The following is a 16,375-nucleotide window of genomic DNA, read 5'->3' as shown; positions in this document are numbered from 1 at the left end:
TCCTTGCCGCTGCCTCACTCCCCTCAGTTCGGCTGTGCGCTCGGGCAACCGGCGCGCTCGGCGTTCGCGCCTTCGCAGTCTTCGCGCTCGTCGACCACCTGCAGCGCTCCGGCCTGCGACAACGAAGCCGGCGTGCGGTCGTCGATGCGATCGAGCAGGTCGATCGTCTCGCTTGCGAACGACGACGTGGCGATCGCACCCGACGGCGGCAGCGGCGGCTCCGGCATCACGGCTTCCGGCGTGATCGTCAGCGTCGAGCCGACGAACGTGAGCACGTAGTTCGTCGACGCGTTGAGCGTGCCCTGCTGGATCGCGTACTGGCCCGCGGTCTCACCCGGTGCACGGGTCAGCGAGCCGGTCAGCGAATCACCCGCAACGAGCGAGCCGTTCGTGAGCGTGTACGTGAGCGCCGGGTCGGGGTTGCCGACCTGCTTGGTCTTCGGATCCGCCGTCACGGTGATCGCACGCGCAAAGATGTCCGCGAGTGCCTGGCCGCTCAGCGTGACCGTGTAGTTGCCGGCCGCGGCGCCGGTCAGCGACAGACCGTTGACGTTGACCTGCTTCTGCACGCCGGTGTTGGGATCGACGAACGTGAAGGTCGCGGTCGCGCCGACGTCGTCACCGGCCAGCACGCCGTTGAGCGTGAAGCGGCCCGTCGTCGCCGTGGTGCCGTCATAGGTCTTGTCGTCCGCGTCCGGCGTTGCCGTGATGCCGAGCGGCGTCACCGTAACGGTGCCGGCGCCCGCGACGTCGACGCCGTAGCCGCTGTTGGTCGCCAGCGAGTTCGGGTCGACCGTGATGCCGTACGGGCCGCCGTTGACCGACGCGCGCGGTGCGAAGCCGTCCGACGTGACCCGCGGGGTGCCGTTGAACACGGTGGCCTGCGAGTCGCCGAGGAACGCACCGGCGACGCCGGGCTGGTAGCCGGTGATCGTGAAGCCGACGCCCGGGTTCGCGGTGAGGTCGGTGCCGTAGACCTTGGTGACGCTGTCGGTCGTCAGCGTGAGCCGCGGCTGGAACGCGAACACATAGCGGTTTGCGTTGACGGCGCTCGGGGCGAGCGTCGCGCGGGTGGCATTCCAGATCGCGGTGTTGTTGCTGTTGAGGTTGTCGAACACGTTGCCGGCCGGGGCCTGCGAGTAGATCACCCAGCGGTTCGAGGCGACGACCGCGTCCGAACCCGATGCGTTGATGAAGTTCGCATCCGTCGACAGATCGACGCCTGCACCGCGGACCTGGCCGCCCGCGGCGATGTCGAGGTTGCCGCCGGTGACGGCGATCGAGGCATCGCCTGCGTTGGCGTTGACAACGCCCGAGATGGAAAGCGCACGGGCGTTGCTGAGCGTCAGGCTCGACGCCGTGAACGCGCCCAGCTCGACGATCTGATTCGCACCGGCGAGCGTGGCACCCGCGCCGGCGGTGCCGGTGAGCAGGTTCGTCGTGAGCGGGCCGGTGACATTGAGCGCGGCGGTCGTGTCGAGCGCAGTCGTGGTCGCATTAGCCGTGCCGAGCGCGATTCCGCCGGCACCGCCGGTCAGCGCGAGGCCTGCGTTTGCACCGGCAAAGGAAGCGACATTGACGGTCGCGCCCGCGCCGGCGAACGTGCCGCTGTGGTTGGCAGTCACCGCGCCCAAGGTGAGCGTCCCGTTTGCCGCCGCGACGGACGCCGTGCCGGCCACACCCGCGCCGACCGTCAGGTCGTCCAGGTCGATCGTGTTCGTCGCGTTGATGGCGTTGGCATTGAGCGTGGTGGCACCGTTGACCGTCAGGTCGGACAGTGCGTTCGTCGCGCCGACGTTGCCATTGAAAGCTGCGCCGTTGGCGTTGACGACGAGTGCGCCGGTACCCGCGGCCGAACCGTCGATCGTGCCGTTGAACGTCGCGGTGCCGCCGGTTGCCGTGAACGTCGTGGCGCCGGTTGCGAGCGTGGTGGCACCGTCAACAACGATGTTGCCGGCGCCCGTCGTTACGGGACCGGTGTTCACGACCACGTTGGCGCCCGCGAGGCGGATGTCGCCCGTGCCGGTGCTGACGGGGACTGCAGCCACGGTCATCCCGTTCGCGGCCTGGAGGTCGACGTTGCCGCTGCCCGTCGTCGCACCCGCGATGGTCGGATTGAACGCGTCGGGTGTGAGCGTCGTCAGCGTGAAGCTGCCGGCATTGCGGACGAGGATCCCGCCGGCGCCGGTGTTCCGAAACGCGGCCGTTGCGAACTGGTTGCCCTGCGATAGCGAGATGCCGTTCGCCGCGCTCGCGTACAGGCTGCCGCTGGTGCTGAGCGTGGTGTTGATGATGCCGGCGGTCTGGTTGATCGCGCCGGTGGACCGCAGCGAGACGTACTCGTTGACCGAACCGGCGCGCGCGCCCGAGGTCACGTTGCCACCGATGTTGATGTCGCCGCCGCCGGTCGTGATCAGCTGGACGTCACCGTTCGTCGAGGTCAGCGATCCCGTGACGTCGAGGTTGCCGTTCTGCGCTTCGATCCACAGGCGGCCCGGGCTGCTGAGGTTGCCGGTCGTGAAGCCGCCCGCCGTGTCGGTGATGACGAACGTGTTCTCGCTGCCCTGGGTGAAGTTAGGCGTGAACACGCCTGCGCCCGCGAAGTCCGATGCGCGGATGCGGTACCCGTCGCCCACCGACGCCGCGGTGTTGACCGTCAGCACGCCGGTTTCGGCATAGAGCGACATGTCGTTGCCGGACATCGTCGTGGTCTGCAGAAAATCTGCGGCGCCGGAGAAGTCGGTATCCACTGCGTTGTTGCTGGCGCCCGAAGTCAGCACGCCGTTTACGGTGATGCCCTGCGAGCGGATGACCAGGTCGTCCTGCGCCGTGGCCGCGCCGACCGTGACGGAACTGCTCGAGCCGATCGCAACGTCGCGGCCCTGCAGCACGTTTGCGGAGTAATCGACGGCGCCGGCGGAGCGGATGTCGAGGTCCTGCGTCGTGCTGCCCACGTTGCCGTTGATCCGCACGCTCGCGGCGCCGGCAGTGGCCGTGCCGGTCTGCTGGGTGCGGCCGCCGGCGGCGAGCACGTTGCGGTTCGTGCTGCCGCCCGCGTTGGCACCCGCGAACAGCACGATGTCGCCCGAGTTGAACGCAACGGCGTTCGCGCCGCCGCTGTTGTCGAGCAGCACGTTACCGGCGCCGTCCATCATGCCCGCCGCCGCGATCACGGTCTTCGTGCCGCTGAACGCGCTCGCGCCGCCGACGGTCACCGCAGTCGCACTGCCGCTGCCCTGGGTGATCGTGAGGGTGGTGAAGGCATCGAGGTTGGCATCGAAGGTGACCGAGACACCGCGAGCACCGACGAGCGCGGTCTGGCCCGTGGTGCCGGCGTTGGCGGTGCCGCCGAAGTTGATCGCATCGGCGATCAGTGCAATCGCGCCGGGGCCGCTGCTCGCATTGAGGCTGGCGCCGTTCGCGACCGTAATGGCGCCGTTGGCGCCGCCAAACGTGAACGTGTTGGTGGCGTCCGCAAGGAACGCCGCGCCGTTCAGTGTTTCATCCTGACCGTTGAGCGTCGTCGCGGTCGACAACAGCAACCCACCGACGTTGAACACGCCGCTGCCGCTGACCGCAATGCCGGCCGGGTTGATCAGCCAGAAGTTGCCGCCTGCAGTCACCGTGCCGTCGATCGCGGAAACCGGGCCGCCCACGACGCGGTTCACCAGGATGTAGTTGTTACCGACCCCGGCGTCGCTGGTCACATTGAAGAACGTGGCGGCGGGCACGTCGAACGTGCCCCACTCCGCGTACGCGCGTGGACCGGTCACGTTCACCGTCATCGTGGTGCCGTCGGACGTCGGGGCGGTGACATTCGTCGCATCGACGAAACCGGTCGGCAGGCTCTGCGCAGACACCTGCGGCGCTGCGAGCGCCGCGGCGATGCCAATCGAAAGTGCACGAAGCGCGAGGCCGCGGGAAGAAGTCTTGTGGGTCATGTGCGTGTCCTCAGCGGATCGAGAAGGCGTGGGAGAACGTGAGCAGCAGGCTGTTGCCCGGCTCGGGTGCGCCCGGGAACGGCTCGCTCTGTGGCGCGGCCCAGATCAGTGCGAATTCGCTGCTGCGGGTGCGCAGGCGGGTGCCGATGCCGGCCGACCACGGCTCGGCGTCGTAGCCGGCCCGGTCTTCCGAGAACAGCCGCGCACCGTCGGCAAAGCCGAATACGCCCAGCTGCGCGGCGCCGCCAAGCGAGAACTCGACGCCGAGCTCGGTGCGCAACGCGATCGCGCGGTCGCCGGACGCGGCGCCCGGGTCGAAGCCGCGGCCGATCGTGTAGTTGCCGAACTGGAACTCTTCGTACGCCGGCAACGAGTCGTCGGTCCACTGCGCTGCTGCGTTGACGGCGGCATACGGGGCAACCGTCTGGCTTGCACCAAAGCGCGTCCGCGCGCCGGCGCCGAGGCGTACCGAAGTGAAGTCCATCTGCGCATCAGGGCGCGAGAGCAGCGCATCGCCGGTCTCGCTGGCACCCAGCGCTTCGAGGCCCTGGCGGAACTCGATGCTCGCGTGCGTTGCAAATCCGCGGCTCGCGCCGTGCATCCAACGGCCTTCGGCGCCAATCGAGAGCACGCGGAGGCTTTCTTCGAACAGCGGGATGACTGGGCCGCCAATCGAGTTCAGGAAGCCCAGCGCGTTGTCCTGCTCGACCGCCTCGAGCCGCACGGCCGCGTCCACCATTGCGTTGCGCTGGCGAACGACGGGGTAGCGGGCGCCGACGCGCGCGACCAGCGACTCGCCGTCGAGCTCGAGCGCTTCAAGTGCGCCGCCCGGCTCGGTGCGGGCGTAGGCAACGTCGCCGGTCAGCACCAGGCCCGACGGGCCGACGCGGATCTCTTCCATCAGCTGAGCCACCTGCTGCTCGCCGCCCGTGCTCGAGTACAGCACCAGGCTGGTGCGGTCGCCCCACGGGGTGAAGCCGTTCGCATCGATCCGCGCGGACACGCCGTTGCTGCCCAGCACTTCCGAACCGAGGTTCTGCGCGCCGAGCGTGATGTCGACCTTGCGGCGCGGCGCGAACGTCGCGGTCGCGGCGAGGCCGTCGGCGCTGCCGTCGTTCGCGCGCTGCATCGAAAAGCCCACGTCGGCACCGGGAATTTCGCGCACGAGCATGAAGGCGCGCTCGACGTCGGACCAGCGCGTGGCGCCTTCGGTCTTCAGGTTATCGAGGTAGGACTGCGCCAGTGCGGCGGACGGGCCCATCGCTTCGGCATTGACGAGCTTCACGTCGGCGATGCGGCCCTCGTTGACGCGCAGCGTGAGCACGCCGTCGGTGATGCGCTGTTCGGGCAGTTCGACGCGCGCGAGCGCCTCGCCGTTGGCCGCGTAAACCTGTGCCACGCGGTCACGGGCGTCGCACAGCAGCTGCGTGTCGCCGGTGCGGCCGACGAGGTCGGCGACGGCGGCATCGAGCTCCGCTTGCGGGACCAGCGTGGCGCCGGTGACCTGGATGCTCGAGAGCGTCACTTGGCCCTGGCCCGCGAACGGGCAGGCGCCCGGGGTGGCGAGCGTCTGGGTGTCGATCGTGCGCGCCTGAAGGGCCGGTGCGCGGGTCGCAGGCTCGATGTCCTGGGGGGTGTGGCCTGCGAGCTGCGCCGGCGGGGCCTGCGCGGTGGGCGGCGTCTGCGCGAACGCCGGGAGCGCTGCAAAGCACGCAAGCGTCAGCAGCGAGCGGCAGAAGGTCGGAACGTGGCGCGGCTTGGATGTCGGGGTCATGGGCTTCCCTGTAGAAGGCACGCAGCCGACGACGGCAATCGGCCGTCGCCGACACGTCAATGCGTGCCAAGCGGTGGTCTTGTTGTGTTCGAACGCGGATGAGTCAAAGCTCCGGCCGCGGCAGGACACGTCCCCTCCCCCGCGGCGGGCGTGACGCAGCCTCGACCATTGGCGCGCGACACCGTGTGAAGACCGGGGCGCAGCGCGCACCTGGCAAGGGCGGGTACGGCCGGTTCACGCCCGGCGGGCCACCCTGCAGGCCCCGTCCCGTGGAGGTCCGCCATGCCTGAGCACGTCATTGCCGTGGTCGTCGGCAGCCTGCGACGCGAGTCGTTCAACCGCCGTCTGGCCGATGCCCTGCCCGCCCTGTTTCCCGAAGGTTTCGAGCTGCGCCAGGTGCGCATCGACGACCTGCCGCTCTACAACCAGGACGACGATGCGAACCCGCCCGAGTCCGCGCTGCGCCTCAAACGCGAGATCCGCGAGGCGAGCGGCGTGATCTTCGCGACGCCGGAATACAACCGCTCGATCTCGGGGGTGCTGAAGAACGCGCTCGACCACGCCTCGCGCCCGTATGGCGACAGTGCATGGGCCGGCAAGCCCGCCGGCATCGTCGGCGTTTCCGTCGGGCAATCCGGCACCGCGTGCGCGCAGCAGCACTTGCGCCCGATCCTCGGCTACCTCGACATGCCCACACTCGGCCAGCCGGAGGTCTACATCCAGGTCAAGGACGACACCTTCGACGCGGACGGCAGCCTCGGCGAGTCCACACGCACGTTCATGCAGGGATGGGTGAACCGGTACGTGGACTGGGTGCAGCGACACGCGGGCTGAGCCCGTCGATGCCTAAGGCGCGAGTGTCGGCCTGGCTGCCGACGCCGCGTTCGCCAGCACGGCGGCGTCGTCGTATACGCCGCCCGGCTCGCATCGGGGCAGGCGCACCGTAAAGATCGCGCCCTGTCCGACGCCTTCGCTCTGCGCGAGTACGCTCCCGCCGTAAAGCGAGACCAGCTCGCGCACCACCGCGAGGCCCACACCGGAGCCCGGCATCTCGCGCACGTCGGACGCGCGCGTGAACAGGTCGAAGATGCGCGAGAGCGCTTCGGGCGCGATGCCGGCCCCACGGTCTTCAATGCGCACCACTGCGTCCTGCGCCTCGGTCGATAAGCGCACCCACACGGGCTCCCCGTCGGGCGTGTACTTGAGCGCGTTGCCGAGAAGGTTGACCAGAATCTGCTGAAGATGAGCGGGGTCGATGTCGACCACGACCGGCGCCGCTTGCATCAGGCAGGACACGCGGGCGCGGCGCCCCTCTGAAGGCTCGACGGCCTCGAGCGCGGCCGCGATCGCGTCCTGCACCACGACCGGCTCCCGCTCGACGCGCTGGGCGACCTGGCTGCCCTCCGCAGTGGCCATCAGCCCGTCAATCAGGCGCACCAGTTGCCCAATCTGCCGCTGCACGCGCTCGGCGGCCGCCGACGCGCGCGGGTCCTCGTCACCCGCAAGCCGCCGCAGCACTTCCGTGGCACTGGCGATCACGGACAAAGGGTTGCGCAGCTCATGCACGTTCTTGGCGATGCGCTCGACGGCCGCATCGCGCTCGTCGGCCAGCGCGTCACGCTCGTTGCGCAGTGCAACCGTGTGCTCGCGCAGGTCAGTGCGGTTGCGCAGGATCTTGTGATACGCGCACGCAGTGCCGTCGGCCGCGCGGATCGCCGTGGTGACGCCCGTGGCCCAGAACGCAGACCCATCGGAGCGCCGCATCCAACGGTCGTTCTCGCAGTGCCCGCGCGTGCGGGCCGTCTCCAATTCCAGCGCGACCGTGCCGCGCTCGATGTCGTCGTCGCGGAACAGCAGCGCCAGCGGCTGTCCCACCAGCGCAGCGGGCTCGAGATGAAACAGCTGCGCAGCCGTGTCGTTGACCCAGCGGATCATGCCGTCCGCGTCGAGCAGCACGTGCGCGTGCATCGTGTCCTGCACGACGCCGGCGTGCAGCAACTGCGCAACGTCGGCGGCGTCATGCGGATCATCGATCGACTGGGACGACACGGCTATCGGATCTCACGCACAGCGGGTCGTCGAGTCTGCGCCTGCCACGTCAACGCACCGTCTAAGCACGAGCATCCAACGCGGCGCGTCAGGCGGACGCCTGCCATCGCTCAGCCTCCGCGGCCGTGTACCTCGCCGCCCTCGCCGGGCCGGTACAGCGTGCCACGGCGGTCGCCTGCGGGCTCGTCGCGCTGCTGCCGGTCCGCCTGCATCTTGGCCATGCGATCGCCGACCGAGGGCATGAGCTTGCTGACCGTCGTGTCGATTTTCGCCATCGCGCCGACCGTAATGTCACGACCGCCTTCTTCCGCCGCCTTTAGGATCGCCTCGGCGACGTCCTCGGGTTCGATCATCGGCGTCGGCAGCTTCGGTGCCTCGGCCATGTAGTTCGCTGCATGCTCGGGGTAAGGCGTATCGACAGCGGTCGGCTGGATGAGAACGACCTCGACCGGCGCCTTGTCGAGAAGCTCGACCTCGATGCGCAGAGCATCGGTGAACCCCTTCACCGCGTGCTTGCTTGCCGAGTACATGCCTTGATACGGAATCACTGCATCGGAGACTTCGCTGCCCACGTTGATGAGCGCGCCGCCCTGCCGCTTGAGATAAGGCAACGCGGTGAGCGCGCCGTTCACCGTGCCCCAGAAGTTCGTTTCGAACAGCCGGCGGCTGTCCTCGTTGGACACTTCGTCGAGCCGTCCATAGACGGACACGCCCGCATCGTTGACCCAGGTGTCGATGCGGCCGAAACGCTCGATCGCCATGCGCGCGGCGTCCTCGAGTGCGCCGCGATCAGCGACGTCGGCGATCGCGATGATCGCGTCGCCTCCGGAGTCGCGAATGCGCCGCTGCACATCGCCAAGTGTGTCGGCGCTGCGTGCGACGAGCACCACCTTTGCGCCGCGCTTCGCTGCGCCCAGCACCGTTGCAAGCCCGATGCCGCTGCTCGCACCGGTGACGACGATGACCTGCTCCTCGATGGGCTTGAGATCGTGGCTCATGCGGCTGCACTCCGGACGGGCCGACGACGCTAACCCCGTCGCCGTTACCGCGATGCAAACCGGAGCGTGTCTCGCCGCGAGCTTACGGCGTGGGCAGCGGAGGCTGCTTGTCGAGCCAGTAGCGGTGCACGAGCACCTTGAGCACGACGACCAGCGGCACACCGAACAGCACGCCGGGCAGGCCGAATACCGCGCCCGACACCACAATCGCGAGCAGCCCGATCACGGGCGGAAGGTCGACGGCCCACCGCTGCGCGAGCGGCTGGATCACCATCGCCTCCACCTGCTGCACGGCGGTGTAGACCGCGATTGCGTAGAGCGCCGTCACCGGGCTGGCGAGGTAGGCAAGCACCACCCCGGGGACCGCGCCGAGCAGCGGACCGATCACCGGAACGAAGTCGAGCAGTCCGACCAGTATTCCGAGTGCAAGCGCATGCGGCACGCCGACGAGCCACAGCCCCAGCGCCGTCAGCGCACCGACGAACGTCATCGCGACGAGCTGCCCGAGCAACCACGAACGCAGCGACGAGCCGCACGCACGCAGCGTCGCCTGCGTGTGCATGCGGTGCGGCGGCGGAATCAGTGCGAGCGTGGCGCGCATGTACGGACGCGGGCTGATGCCGAGGTACACGGCGATGAACATGACGATCGCGAGGTCGGCCAGCACGTCGAGCAGCAGCGTCGCGGTGTCGACGACCCACGTCATGCTCAGCGTGTCGCCGACGCTGCTTCCTACCGTGGACAGGATCGCGCGGCCGATCTGACTGGCCGCCAGGCGGTCCCGGATCTGCTGCACCGTGCCGGGCAACGACGAGCGGAACTCGCTCACCTGTCGCGTGACTTCGTCGCCCAGCAATGCGGCCGCGAGCGCGATCGCACCGATCACCGTGAGCACGACGAGCGCGCTTGCGATCGGCTTGGAGATCGGCAGATGCCGGGCCACCGCGCTGCCCGCTGAGCGGATGACGACCGCAAACACGATGCCGCCGAACCCCAGCAGCAGGTACTCCGCGATGTGCCACAGCGCCAGCACGGACACGACGAGCGCGATGACGATGACGACCCGTTGCGCAAACCATGCGTGACTCATGCCTGCACCTCCGCCCTGAGATCAGCGCCGCATGCGCGAGACGATGAACCCCACGAGCGCAAGCACCACGACCACGATCGCGAGCCAGGCCCACGGCCCGTGATGGGCCAGCTCGCCCATCGCGACACAGCCCGGCAGGCCCATTGCGGAAGCAAGGGCGAGTAGCACGGCCGCCGGATGTCGGGTGCAGTGGCGGGTGGAGTCAGGCATTCGTGATCCAGCGAGGTAACAAGGTTTGGTGCAGTTCGGCACGTGGCGGCTGCAACGCGCCACCCGCGTCGCCACGCGAGCGCGGATCGCACGCTATCGCTGTACGGCGCGGTCGCATGCGTGCACGGGAAAAGCCGCGGCGAATCGACTATCCGCGCGCATGCGTGATGGGTGGGTGTCGCGGGGCTCACTCGCCGCAACCCAACCGGCGCAGGGCCACGAGCTTGGCAATGCTTTCGACCGCGAGGCACAACGAGCGCATCAGCTCGGCATCTTCCCGGTAGTCCGCGCACGCGAGGTTGTGCACGCGCCGGCCGCGGTGCACGTCGTGCCCCTTGCTCCAGCCCGATGCGCTCTCGCCCGGACCGAAGACACCGATCGCGATTCCCCCGCGGCTTTCGACGAGGTCGAATGCCGGCAGGTCGCTCGCGCCATCGCCGACGTACACCATCTGGTCGAACGGCACGTGCCAGCGCTCCTGGGGCACGTCCCGATAAACGTCGGCGGGCGCATCGGCGCCATCGACCGACAGTCCCTTCGCGAGCTGCAGCAGGTACCGCACCTTTTCCGGATAGGTCACCACGCGCCGCGGGAACACGAGGCGTCCGTCATCGGCGTAATGGCCCGCACTGCCCCAGATCGCCTTGAACTCGTGCGCGATCGGCGTCCCGCACGGCACTTCGACGAAGCCCGCCGTCAGCACGTAGAACTCGACCTCCAAGCCCTCGGCCACGGCCTGCGCGGTGTTGCGGATGCGGTCGAACATGCGCTCCACCTCCGGATACAGCGGCGTGTCTCGTCCGACCTGTTCGAGCTTTTCGCGGGTGACTGCGCCATCGAGCCGCTCGGACAGATCGACGAGCGCCTTGAAGCGTGCCAACGCGTGGTCCCAGCCGGCCGCGTCGAGCGGATCGACCCACTCGCTCCGGAACTCATCGGGGTCAACATCGAGCGTGCGCAACAGCACGTCGATCGAGCCCTCGCCTAGGGTGAGGTCGAAATCGAAGACGACTGCAATGCGGTCGTGCAACACATTCGTTGCGTGCGGCATGGCGCGGGCTCCAGAGGGCGACCGACCGCACGCTACGCGGCCGCTTGACCAAGCTTGGTCAACGCGTGTTGCCCCAAGGGCGGCGATGGCTTGTACTCCGTGCGTTCGCTTGCCTTCAATGACAGTTGCTGCATTGCAGCAGCCGTATGCGCAGGCCACGCCCTTTTTGTCTCCGAGCCTGCAGCAGCAGGGGCTCGCGGCGGTTCGGCATCGCTTAGGCGAGCCTGCAGCGCCCAGAACGCAGCTCGAGCGCGTCAAACGGCGTGCCGATCAGCCCGCATTCAGGTTGCGATGACAGTACGGTTCCAGCGCTGTCGCGTATGGAAAGACCAAAACCGCTCCCTGTTCACCTTCTTAGCTTGACCTGGACGGCGATTTTTAACAGATCGATAACGAAAATTTCCCGGAAACGGAGCATTCAGCTCGTTTAGCGTCGGGTCAGCGCCCAAGGATGGGCCACCTGCTCGTCCCCCGGTCCGGCCGGCCTGGAAGCCACGAATTCACTGCCGGATCTCGCGCACCGCATCTCGCGGTCAACGATCGACCACTCTTCGGGAGCTCACGATGTCCGATCGACTTACGCGCCGTACCCGCCGCCATGCCCTCGCCGCCGCCACTGCCATCGCGCTTGCCGCCATGGTGTCCGGCCCCGCGCTGGCCGGCTCCGTCAATGCCACCGGCCTGACCGCCGACGGCACCGACCGCTTCATCGTCAAGTACCGTGAAGGCAGCGCCGAGCGCGCGAGCGTCGCGAACGTGCGTGCCGCGACCAGCCGCGTGGCGCGTGTCGGCGGCAAGGCCGTCGCGCTCGGTCACGTGCGCCGCATGGCGATTGGCGCCGACGTGCTCACCACCGATCGCAGGCTCGATCGCGCCGAGGCCGAGGCGCTGATGCGCCAGATTGCCGCCGATCCGGCCGTCGAATACATCGAAGTCGACAAGCTCAACAAGCCGGTGTTCACGCCGAACGACACGCGCTTCTCCGAGCAGTTCGGCTTCGGCACCGGAGCGGGCGGCACGTACGCCACGCAGGCGTGGGACGTCACGAACGGCACCGGCGCCGTCGTCGCGGTGCTCGACACGGGCATCACGAACCACAGCGACCTCAACGCGAACATGCTGCCGGGTTACGACTTCATCATCGACACGGCGGTGGCCGCCGACGGCAACGGGCGCGACAGCGATCCGTCCGACCCGGGCGATGCATCGGGCGGCCAGTCTTCGAGTTGGCACGGCACGCACGTGGCCGGCACCGTCGCCGCAGTGACGAACAACGGCAAGGGCGTGGCCGGCATGGCGTGGGGCGCGAAGGTCGTGCCGGTGCGCGTGCTCGGCAAGGGCGGCGGCTACGACTCCGACATCGCCGACGCGATCATCTGGTCCTCCGGCGGCAGCGTGTCGGGCGTGCCCGCCAATCCGAACCCCGCCGAGGCGATCAACCTCTCGCTCGGCGGCACGGGCACCTGCGGCAGCGCGATGCAGAGCGCGATCAACGGTGCGGTCTCGCGCGGTTCAACGCTCGTCATCGCGGCGGGCAACAGCAACGCGAACGTCTCGAACTTCTCGCCGGCGAACTGCAACAACGTCATCGCCGTCGCGTCGGTGACGAGCACGGGCGCGCGTTCGAGCTTCTCGAACTACGGCTCGCTGATCGACATCGCCGCGCCGGGCTCGGCGATCCTCTCGACGCTCAACTCGGGCACGTCGGGTCCGTCGACCGAGAGCTACGCGTCCTACAGCGGCACGTCGATGGCGGCGCCGCACGTCGCGGGCATCGTCGCGCTGATGCAGTCCGCGGCCACCACGCCGAAGACGCCGGCCGAGATCGAGTCGATCCTCAAGAGCACGGCACGTGCATTCCCGTCCACGCCGTCGCAGCCGATCGGCCCGGGCATCGCGCAGGCCCGCGCTGCTGTCGATGCGGTCAACGGCGGCACCCCGCCTCCGCCGCCGCCGACCGGTGGCACGCTGACCAAGGGCACGCCGGTGACCAACCTCTCGGCGAGCACCGGCAACTCGCTCGAGTACACGATGACCGTGCCCTCGGGCGCGAGCAACCTGACGTTCTCGATGTCCGGCGGCACCGGCGACGCGGACCTCTACGTGCGCTACGGCAGCGCGCCGACCGACAGCGCATACGACTGCCGTCCGTATCGCAGCGGGAACACCGAGACCTGCACGTTCTCGGCCCCGGCCGCGGGCACGTACTACGTGCGCGTCAAGGCGTACTCGTCGTTCTCGGGCGTGAGCCTGGTCGGCGACTACTCCACGGGCGGCGGCAGCCGGCAGACGTACACCAACGGCACGGACTACTCGATCCGCGACAACAGCACGGTCGAAAGCCCGATCTCGGTGTCCGGTCGCAGCGGCAACGCACCGAGCGATGCGTCGGTGAGCGTGTCGATCCTCCACTCGTACAAGGGCGACCTGAAGGTCGATCTCGTCGCACCGGACGGCTCGGTCTACAACCTGCACAACCGCTCCGGCGGCAGCGCCGACAACGTCATCGGCACGTTCACGCGCAACCTGTCGACCGAGGTGCTCAACGGCACCTGGAAGCTGCGCGTCAACGACAACTACAGCGGCGATACGGGCCGCATCGACACCTGGAGCATCAACTTCTGATAGCTCGACCGTTTCGATGACCAGCACAGCCCCGGCCTCGGCCGGGGCTTTTTTATGTGCGCGCCGTCGAGGTTTTGCGTGAATCTATTCAGCGCCGCGTGCCCGGTCGCGTTTGCACGTTGCGTTTACAAGTGGACGATTCGTGAAACCGGTCACACGAGGAGGGGAGCCATGGACAAGCACCACACAGGGATCCGCACCGCCGCGCTCGCATTGGCGCTGGCAGCCACTTCACAGGCAGATGCCCAGTCGGCGTTCACCGTGCGCGACGAAGCCAGCGGCCAGAGGCAGATCATGACCTCGGCCAATGCACGGTTCTTCCTCAACACGGCCGGGAACCGCGTGATCTTCGCTGCACGCGACACCTCAGGCGCCGCTCCGCCGTCGTTCGGCTCCAACCAGTGGACGGTCACGCTCGTCGCGCCTCCGGGCGAGAAGCTCCGCCCGGGCCTGTATCCCAACGTCGGGTGCCCCGGCGCCACGTTCGGCCGCGTGGCGGGTCTCGAAGTCACCGAGAACAACCCGAAGTGCTTTGGCGAAGACAACATCTGGGGTTGGCTCACGATCCGACAGATCGAATACAACGACGCGGGCCAGGTCATCCGCCTCGAGGCGTCGTACAGCCAGCGCGTGGGCTCGGCGACCGCGCCGGCGTGGACCGGGCTGATCCGCTATGAGGCCACGCCGCAGTTATTGCGCATGAAGGCGCCCAGCACCTCCTCATGGGGCCCGGTGAGCGGCGACCACCACTCCGACTCGAGCCTGTTCTCCCTGAGCGGCAATGCCTCCGGCGCGTACTTCGAAGCCTCGGTACGCAAGGACTACTGGAACGTCGCACTGTTCCCGCCGAGCGGGCAGACGTTGCGCAAGGGGCGCTTTACCACGCGCAGCGAGGCCACCGCCCAGCACGCGGGCTTCAACGCGATCCGCGGTCTCGAGTCGCCGAAGTATTGCCCGCAGGGCACGGGGGTCGTCGACGTGCTGAACACCGCGTTCGATAACGCCGGCACGATTACCGGCCTGCACGCGCGCTTCGAATATCGCTGCGCGCCCGGCACGGCCGCGATGCGCGGCGAAGTGCGCTACGGCCTTTGAGTCATGCCCGAGCCCGTGCGATCACCGCGCACCGGCTGCGGCTTTCAACGGGGTCCTGCGTCCACTGTCGTGACCGCAGGACGGCCTAGCGCGTCAACTGGGCCCCCCGCCGGTTGCCACTGGTCCGCCAGCTTTAGTTAGCGCCAGCCCGCGTCACGCGCCGCGCGCTCCTGGGCGGCATCGAACACGTCCCCCTGAAGCCGCGCATCGATCGCGGCTTGCACTTCTGGTGTCACCGCGCTGGACGCCTGGCGCACTTCGCCTGCCGCCACAGCCTCGGCCGCGCTCAGCACCGGCAGCGCCCAGCGATCGCCGTCGCGGCACGCGAGGCCGGCGATTGCGCGTTCGCCTCGCTGCACGAAGCTGCGACACACCCGGCCGTCGGCGTCGCGGAAGCTCAGGCCGATCGCAAGGGCCCCTGCTTCCGACGGAGCGCTCGCGAGCGTTGTGTCGAGTTCTTCTGCAAGCGCACCGCGCGCGACCAGCATGCCGTCATCGACATAGACGGAGCCCGGCGCGGGTCGCAGCCACAAGCTCACCGCGAGCGCAGCAACCGACGCCGCGAGCGCGTAGCTCGCCCAGCCGCCCCGCGCACGCGCGCGGATCGGCGGCGGGACGCGACGCGCGGCATCCGGCGCAGGCGGCGCTGCCGTCGCGACCGTGGGCCCGGCCGGGGTGTCTGCCGCTCGCCGACCGGTGTCGCGGCGCGCGAGCGGAATCACGTCGGCCGATGACGACGCAGCGTCGCCCGCCGCATTGCGCAGCAAGGCGGTGAGGCGATCGGGTACGGGCTCCTCGAGCACGTCGTCGAACGCACCTCGCACGCGTTCACGCAGCCGCTGCTCGCGCGCAAGCCGCGCGGCGAGTTCCGGGTCGGCCGCGCACGCCGCATCGATGCGCGCGACGTCCTCGGGCGCGAGCTCGCGGTCGACGTAGGCCTGCAGTTCGTGGTCGGTGATCGTCATGCGGGTTCGCCCAGCAGGTTCTGCAACGTGGATCGTGCGCGCGCCAGGCGGCTGGTGACCGTGCCGATCGGGAGATCGAGCAGGTCGGCGGTCTCCCGGTACGACAGCCCTTCGACCAGCACCAGCGCCACCACCTCGCGCTGCTCGTCGGGCAGCCGCGCCATCGCTGCGGCGACCGACATCGCGTCGGACTGCCGCTCGATCGCCGGCTCGCCCACGTGCTCGCCCGCTTCCTCCGGCGCGAACACGCGTAACCGCCGAGTGCGCGATCGCAGTTCGTCGAGCCAGGCGTTGCGGAGGATTCCGAACACCCAGGTGTCGAGCCGCGCATCGGGGCGCCACTGGTCGCTGCGCGCGAGCGCACGCTCCAGGGCGACCTGCACCAGGTCGTCGGCGTCGAAGGCATTGCCCGACAGCGTCCGCGCGAGGCGTCGCAGGCGCGGCAGCAGGTCGGTCAGGCCTTGGATGTAGTCGGCGTTCTGGCTCACTCGTAATGGCCCTACGTCCCAGCGCGGCGTTTTATTCCCGGCCACTGTACGGCGGCGGGCATTCGTACATTCGCGTGACGCTAGCATCG

At 68.8% G+C, this 16,375-nt stretch carries 12 protein-coding genes and 1 pseudogene; 4 read left to right on the top strand and 9 right to left on the bottom strand.

Annotated elements, in window-relative coordinates:
- Positions 1 to 23 precede the first annotated feature (23 nt).
- Together IE075_RS00680 and IE075_RS00675 are read right to left on the bottom strand one after the other, a co-directional pair.
- Positions 24 to 3,941 carry a beta strand repeat-containing protein gene (locus tag IE075_RS00680; RefSeq protein WP_189452347.1) on the bottom strand — a complete coding sequence of 1,306 codons (3,918 nt, stop codon included), beginning with the start codon at positions 3,939 to 3,941 and terminating at the stop codon, positions 24 to 26.
- A 10-nt stretch (positions 3,942 to 3,951) separates the two neighbouring features.
- Complete coding sequence (locus tag IE075_RS00675) at positions 3,952 to 5,715, bottom strand: ShlB/FhaC/HecB family hemolysin secretion/activation protein (protein WP_189452345.1); 1,764 nt, start codon at positions 5,713 to 5,715, stop codon at positions 3,952 to 3,954.
- A gap of 282 nt (positions 5,716 to 5,997) precedes the next feature.
- On the opposite strand from IE075_RS00675, the gene IE075_RS00670 reads away from it, so the two are divergent.
- On the top strand, positions 5,998 to 6,549 hold the full coding sequence (locus IE075_RS00670; protein WP_189452343.1) for an NADPH-dependent FMN reductase: 552 nt from the start codon (positions 5,998 to 6,000) through the stop codon (positions 6,547 to 6,549).
- 12 nt (positions 6,550 to 6,561) lie between these two features.
- On the opposite strand, the gene IE075_RS00665 is transcribed toward IE075_RS00670, so the two are convergent.
- From IE075_RS00665 to IE075_RS00645, 5 genes are all read right to left on the bottom strand, one after another.
- Positions 6,562 to 7,764 carry a PAS domain-containing sensor histidine kinase gene (locus IE075_RS00665; protein ID WP_189452341.1) on the bottom strand — a complete coding sequence of 401 codons (1,203 nt, stop codon included), beginning with the start codon at positions 7,762 to 7,764 and terminating at the stop codon, positions 6,562 to 6,564.
- 110 nt (positions 7,765 to 7,874) lie between these two features.
- Positions 7,875 to 8,762, bottom strand: a complete 888-nt coding sequence (locus IE075_RS00660) for an SDR family oxidoreductase (protein WP_189452339.1) — start codon at positions 8,760 to 8,762, stop codon at positions 7,875 to 7,877.
- A gap of 82 nt (positions 8,763 to 8,844) precedes the next feature.
- The gene (locus IE075_RS00655) at positions 8,845 to 9,852 is read right to left on the bottom strand and encodes an AI-2E family transporter (RefSeq protein ID WP_189452337.1); all 1,008 of its coding nucleotides are present in this window, start codon (positions 9,850 to 9,852) and stop codon (positions 8,845 to 8,847) included.
- A 21-nt stretch (positions 9,853 to 9,873) separates the two neighbouring features.
- Positions 9,874 to 10,062 (bottom strand): hypothetical protein, encoded by a 189-nt coding sequence (locus tag IE075_RS00650; RefSeq protein WP_189452335.1) that lies wholly within the window; start codon positions 10,060 to 10,062, stop codon positions 9,874 to 9,876.
- Between the two features lie 187 nt (positions 10,063 to 10,249).
- A complete protein-coding gene (locus IE075_RS00645) occupies positions 10,250 to 11,113 on the bottom strand; it encodes an HAD family hydrolase (protein ID WP_189452333.1) in 864 nt (287 codons plus the stop codon).
- A 564-nt stretch (positions 11,114 to 11,677) separates the two neighbouring features.
- On the opposite strand from IE075_RS00645, the pseudogene IE075_RS00640 reads away from it, so the two are divergent.
- The 3 genes and pseudogenes from IE075_RS00640 to IE075_RS00635 form a co-directional block, all read left to right on the top strand.
- Positions 11,678 to 13,378 (top strand): annotated as a pseudogene (locus tag IE075_RS00640) (S8 family peptidase); the annotation flags it as partial.
- A complete protein-coding gene (locus IE075_RS15525) occupies positions 13,358 to 13,738 on the top strand; it encodes a proprotein convertase P-domain-containing protein (RefSeq protein ID WP_229792355.1) in 381 nt (126 codons plus the stop codon). The pseudogene IE075_RS00640 and the gene IE075_RS15525, both read left to right, overlap by 21 nt.
- Before the next feature lie 171 nt (positions 13,739 to 13,909).
- A complete protein-coding gene (locus tag IE075_RS00635; protein ID WP_189452329.1) occupies positions 13,910 to 14,833 on the top strand; it encodes a hypothetical protein in 924 nt (307 codons plus the stop codon).
- A gap of 137 nt (positions 14,834 to 14,970) precedes the next feature.
- Here IE075_RS00635 and IE075_RS00630 read toward each other — a convergent pair whose 3' ends face one another.
- Entirely contained in the window at positions 14,971 to 15,798 is an 828-nt protein-coding gene (locus IE075_RS00630) for an anti-sigma factor family protein (RefSeq protein ID WP_189452327.1), read from the bottom strand.
- Complete coding sequence (locus IE075_RS00625; RefSeq protein WP_229792244.1) at positions 15,795 to 16,286, bottom strand: RNA polymerase sigma factor; 492 nt, start codon at positions 16,284 to 16,286, stop codon at positions 15,795 to 15,797. The genes IE075_RS00630 and IE075_RS00625 overlap by 4 nt, the downstream gene beginning before the upstream one ends.
- Between the last annotated feature and the right edge of the window lie 89 nt (positions 16,287 to 16,375).

This window comes from Cognatilysobacter bugurensis (genome assembly GCF_014652095.1).
Taxonomy (GTDB): domain Bacteria; phylum Pseudomonadota; class Gammaproteobacteria; order Xanthomonadales; family Xanthomonadaceae; genus Cognatilysobacter; species Cognatilysobacter bugurensis.
Note: the sequence above shows the minus strand (reverse complement) of the source record. Positions and strands in the feature narration are given on the sequence as shown.

What these genes read in the sequence shown, in the direction of transcription:
- IE075_RS00680 (WP_189452347.1), bottom strand. Translation starts at nt 3,941, where the DNA reads ATGACCCACAAGACTTCTTCCCGCGGCCTCGCGCTTCGTGCACTTTCG.
- IE075_RS00650 (WP_189452335.1), bottom strand. Translation starts at nt 10,062, where the DNA reads ATGCCTGACTCCACCCGCCACTGCACCCGACATCCGGCGGCCGTGCTA.
- IE075_RS00670 (WP_189452343.1), top strand. Translation starts at nt 5,998, where the DNA reads ATGCCTGAGCACGTCATTGCCGTGGTCGTCGGCAGCCTGCGACGCGAG.
- IE075_RS00645 (WP_189452333.1), bottom strand. Translation starts at nt 11,113, where the DNA reads ATGCCGCACGCAACGAATGTGTTGCACGACCGCATTGCAGTCGTCTTC.
- IE075_RS00630 (WP_189452327.1), bottom strand. Translation starts at nt 15,798, where the DNA reads ATGACGATCACCGACCACGAACTGCAGGCCTACGTCGACCGCGAGCTC.
- IE075_RS00635 (WP_189452329.1), top strand. Translation starts at nt 13,910, where the DNA reads ATGGACAAGCACCACACAGGGATCCGCACCGCCGCGCTCGCATTGGCG.
- IE075_RS00660 (WP_189452339.1), bottom strand. Translation starts at nt 8,762, where the DNA reads ATGAGCCACGATCTCAAGCCCATCGAGGAGCAGGTCATCGTCGTCACC.
- IE075_RS00675 (WP_189452345.1), bottom strand. Translation starts at nt 5,715, where the DNA reads ATGACCCCGACATCCAAGCCGCGCCACGTTCCGACCTTCTGCCGCTCG.
- IE075_RS00655 (WP_189452337.1), bottom strand. Translation starts at nt 9,852, where the DNA reads ATGAGTCACGCATGGTTTGCGCAACGGGTCGTCATCGTCATCGCGCTC.